The 4225-nt window shown below is 41.8% G+C and carries 3 protein-coding genes and 1 pseudogene; 3 read left to right on the top strand and 1 reads right to left on the bottom strand.

Annotated elements, in window-relative coordinates; translation table 11 throughout:
* A pseudogene (locus tag PX636_RS12820) lies at positions 1-152 on the top strand (ATPase); the annotation flags it as partial.
* 165 nt (positions 153-317) lie between these two features.
* Here the strand turns inward: PX636_RS12820 and pheT are convergent.
* Positions 318-2753, bottom strand: coding sequence for a phenylalanine--tRNA ligase subunit beta (gene pheT / locus PX636_RS12815; RefSeq protein WP_288117488.1), 2436 nt, complete (start codon positions 2751-2753; stop codon positions 318-320).
* Positions 2754-2978: 225 nt separating this feature from the next.
* Here pheT and PX636_RS12810 point away from each other — a divergent pair, with 225 nt between their 5' ends.
* The gene (locus tag PX636_RS12810; protein WP_002735446.1) at positions 2979-3545 is read left to right on the top strand and encodes a hypothetical protein; all 567 of its coding nucleotides are present in this window, start codon (positions 2979-2981) and stop codon (positions 3543-3545) included.
* Positions 3542-4225 (top strand): DNA methyltransferase (locus tag PX636_RS12805; protein ID WP_288117486.1); only part of this gene is annotated, 684 nt, incomplete at its 3' end. The genes PX636_RS12810 and PX636_RS12805, both read left to right, overlap by 4 nt.

Raw genomic sequence — 4225 nt, 5'->3', positions numbered from 1 at the left:
TATCTAGAGAGGAGTTAAAAAATAACCTAGATTTATCTGCTAGTGATTTAATCAATGGTTTACAATCCTTGCAACAACGTTATTTAATTCAAAGGGAGCAAAACCGATTTCAATTATCATCTATTTTTAAAGCGTATATCAAAAGCGATTGATTGTAATATTTTTTAGAGGAGATCGAGTCTGAAAAAGAACCCTTCCAACCTCTTAAACTGATTGGTAACAATTAGAGGCAATCAGCGATATTGATAGCGATGTGTGAGATTATTCTTGAGATAATATAAAGTCGATGTCTGATAACTGATGATTGATCGCTGAATTTAACTTCTTAAAGAAACTTGGAACTGTTTAACTAAAGCTTCTCGCACTTTTGTCATTAAGGGTTCCACATCTTCATCGGTTAAAGTTCGATCGCTGGCACGATAGACTAAACTAAAGGCCAAACTACAATGATTTTCTGGCACATTCTGCCCCTGATAGCGATCGAATAATTCGACTTTTTCTAAAAGAGTTCCCCCAGCATTTTTGATAGTTTTTGTCAATCTATCTACGGGTATATCTGTAGAAACAAAGAAGGCGATATCTCGTGCTGCCCCCGGATAGGTAGAATAGACCTGTAAACGCGGGGTAATTTTGGCACTATCGCTAAGAGTTGCTAACAGGATCGGGAACTGGATTTCAAAGGCATAAACTGCCTCAATTAATCCCTTTTGCTGACGCAATTGCGGGTGTAGTTGACCGAATATACCTAGGCGTTGTTTGCCAATCCATAAAGATGCTGTTCGTCCGGGATGAAAACGCGCATCTTCGGCATATTTTTCGTAGCTTACTGTCAGCGAAAGGCGATCGAATACTGCTTCTAAAATCCCTTTTGCTTCATACCAAGTCATGGCTACCTCTTTACCCGATCGCAGCCAACGTCCGGCCGGGAAGAAATCACCGCCAAAAATACCAGCAATTGCATCGTATTCGTTGATATTATCCGATTCTGAGCGGAAAACTCGCCCGATCTCGAAGCCATTTAAGGAACCGTTACCCTGAGACTGATTATACTCAAACGCTTCGATTAAACCGTCGAGGAGATTAGTCCGCAAAGCAGAATACTCGACAAAAAGGGGATTAGCGAGGACAACTTCCGCTAATTCCGGTTTAACGAGGGAATACTGGACTAATTCCGTCAAACCCACTGCGCGAAAAGCTTCCCGCAGCCGACGCTGTATAGTTTCCTCAAAGGATAATCCTCCGGCTGCGGTTTTTGCCGGCAAAGTATCGACAAAGCGATCATATCCGTACAGTCGCGCCACTTCTTCAATTAAGTCAATTTCTCGTTCTAAATCCCGATAACGGTAGTCTGGCACTGTCACAGTCCACAGAACAGGATTTTTCGAGGTTAACTGTAATTCACAGCCTAAATTGCCTAAAATCCGTTCCACATCTTCGGCGATAATTTCACCGATCGCACCATCATCTAGGGTAACTTGACCCAGTAGCTGCTGCAAACGTTCTAAACGCAATTCGATCGAACGACTGGACTGATCGGCACGATAATCAGCTTTAACCTGACTGCTGACAGTTCCCCCAGCTAACTCTAGAATCAAATCGATCGCCCTTTGACAAGCATATTCCAAAGCGGCGGGATTAACACCGCGTTCATAGCGTCCGGAAGATTCGCTGCGTAAACCCTGCGCTTTTGAGGAACGACGGATGGCGATCGGATCGAATAAAGCCGACTCTAGCACAAGATTAACGGTTTCCTCGTTAACTTCCGTATCTTGACCTCCCATCACCCCCGCTAAAGCTACCGGCTTATTATTGGCAGTAATTAATAAATTAAGCTCTTTTAAGCTTCTTTCCTGACCATCAAGGGTAATGATTTTTTCCCCTTCCTCGGCAAAACGGACTCCAATAGTAACGGATTTACCTCCGGCAAAACTTTGTAAACGATCGCGATCGAAAGCGTGTAAGGGTTGTCCCCACTCCAAAAGTACATAATTAGTAATATCGACCACATTATTGATCGATCGCAATCCGGCAGCCTGTAAACGCTGTTGCAACCATAGCGGAGATGGGCCAATTTTTACCCCCTCGATCACCGTACCAATATAAGCAGGACAGGCTTTATTTTCTGATATTTCCAGAGATAAATCTTTTTTAGGGGAAAATTCACCTAATTTCACTTTTGGTAGGCTTAATTCTCCTCCTGTCAAAGCCGCCACTTCTCGCGCGACTCCGATCATACTCAAAGCATCGGCACGGTTAGCGGTGGGAGAAATATCTAAAATCACCTCATCGAGTCCTAAAAGGGGACGAACATCTGTACCTAAAGGGAGATTTTCCTGACTAAAAATGTGGATTCCTTCAGAATCTTTAGTTAATCCTAATTCTGCGAGGGAACAGATCATCCCTTCCGATTTTACCCCGCGCAATTTAGCCGGTTTAATCGTTAAATTGATTTTGGCTAAATAAGTTCCCAAAGTAGCCACAGGAACTAGAATATCAGCCCTAGCATTGGGCGCACCACAGACAATTGTACTAGGGGTTTCCTGACCGATATCCACCTGACAGACACTTAATTTATCCGCATTGGGATGGGGTTGGCGATCGATAATTTTACCAATAACCACACCCTTTGCCCATTCTCGGCGATCCTCGATCTCTTCCACTTCTATTCCCGCAATTGTCAATAATTCGGCTAATTCTTGGGGAGATTGGGCGACTTTGACTAATTCTCGTAACCAGTTGATCGAAATCCGCATCGTTAATTCTTGCTTGCCGTTGGTTCTTAACTATTGTAAACCGTGGGTAGTCAATGATTTAGAGATTAGGGCCGATCGGCTGTTAAAATGTTAGGGGGAGGATGGAAGGACTGTGTAAATAACCGCTCATTTTCCTTGGCCAGGGGTGATATTATCTTGGAACAGATTACCGATAATTTGGGGAGATAATCAGTAGTTAGCTATCTATATCAAAAAGGATTATTGATGCCACCCGATCAAATAGAAAACCTCCTCAAGGGAATTTTGAGACAATACCAAAGTTCTTTTAGTGACAAAATCTATGGAGAAGAAAATGATGATTATGATCCGCTTATGAGGGTATTTGGAATTACTCCTAGTTTAAAAAGGGAAAATCGTCAGTATTGGGGCAGGGAACTAGGAATGTGTTGGCAACGTCTGGTGACAGAAGTTTTTAAGGCTAATTGTTTAGATTATCAACCGGCTTTAAAGATTGCAGATGATCAACCTTGTGACTGCATTTTAGGTAGAGATGCCATTGATACTAAATATAGAATTGGTTCGGGAGATTCTGGCACACTTAAAAAGTTTAAACAGTATGGAAAACTATTACAGGAAAGAGGACTTAGACCTATTTTACTGATTGTGCGAGAGGATAACTTACCAGCAGCGATTAAAGCTTGTCATCTGGGTGGCTGGACTGTTTTGCAGAGCCAACAAAGTTTTGATTATATACTTGATCGCAGTGGGTTCGATTTGCTGAAAGCTTTTGATAAATTTTCTGAAACACAGGAGTTTTATATTGCCCGATGAATATCTCAAAAAGATGGCAACTTCTGCACGGTGATTGTAGAGAACTTCTCACTTTACTAGAAGAATCTAGTATATCTTGTGTGATCACAGATCCACCCTATAATTATGAGTTCATTGGCAGAAATTGGGATCATGATGAAATCCAAAGACGCAGAGAACGCATTCAAAACAGTTCCACACTGGTAAAAAATATTCCCTATGGAAGTGGGTTAGCTGGTGGGGTTCGCAATGAGCGTTGGTATCAACGCAATCGCGAAAATGTGGTCAATTATATTGAATGGGCAACAGATTGGTCAAAGGAACTAATGCGTGTTTGTAAAAGGGGGGCTGTTGTCGCTGTTTTTAGTAGCACAAGAACACTAGCTCATATTCAGATTGCTCTTGAAAATGCCGGTTTTTATGCTAGAGATGTGCTGGTTTATAGACGACATTCAGGCATTCCTAAAGGATTAAATATTGAGAAAAAACTTGACAAAATTGGTGATACTAATGCTCAACAATGGCAAGGTTGGCATACTTGCCTGAGAAATGAATGGGAAGCTATAGTTATTGTGCAGAAGCCTCTAAAAAACAATTATATTGAAACTATACAAATGACTGGATTAGGTCCCTTCAAAGCTATACTAAGTGACGGCTCTTTTCAATCCAATATTTTAGAGGGCTTTTCTAAAGGACGGGAT

Origin of the sequence: Microcystis sp. M53598_WE2 (genome assembly GCF_030067735.1) — a bacterium.
GTDB classification, from domain to species: Bacteria; Cyanobacteriota; Cyanobacteriia; order Cyanobacteriales; family Microcystaceae; genus Microcystis; species Microcystis aeruginosa.
Note: the sequence above shows the minus strand (reverse complement) of the source record. Positions and strands in the feature narration are given on the sequence as shown.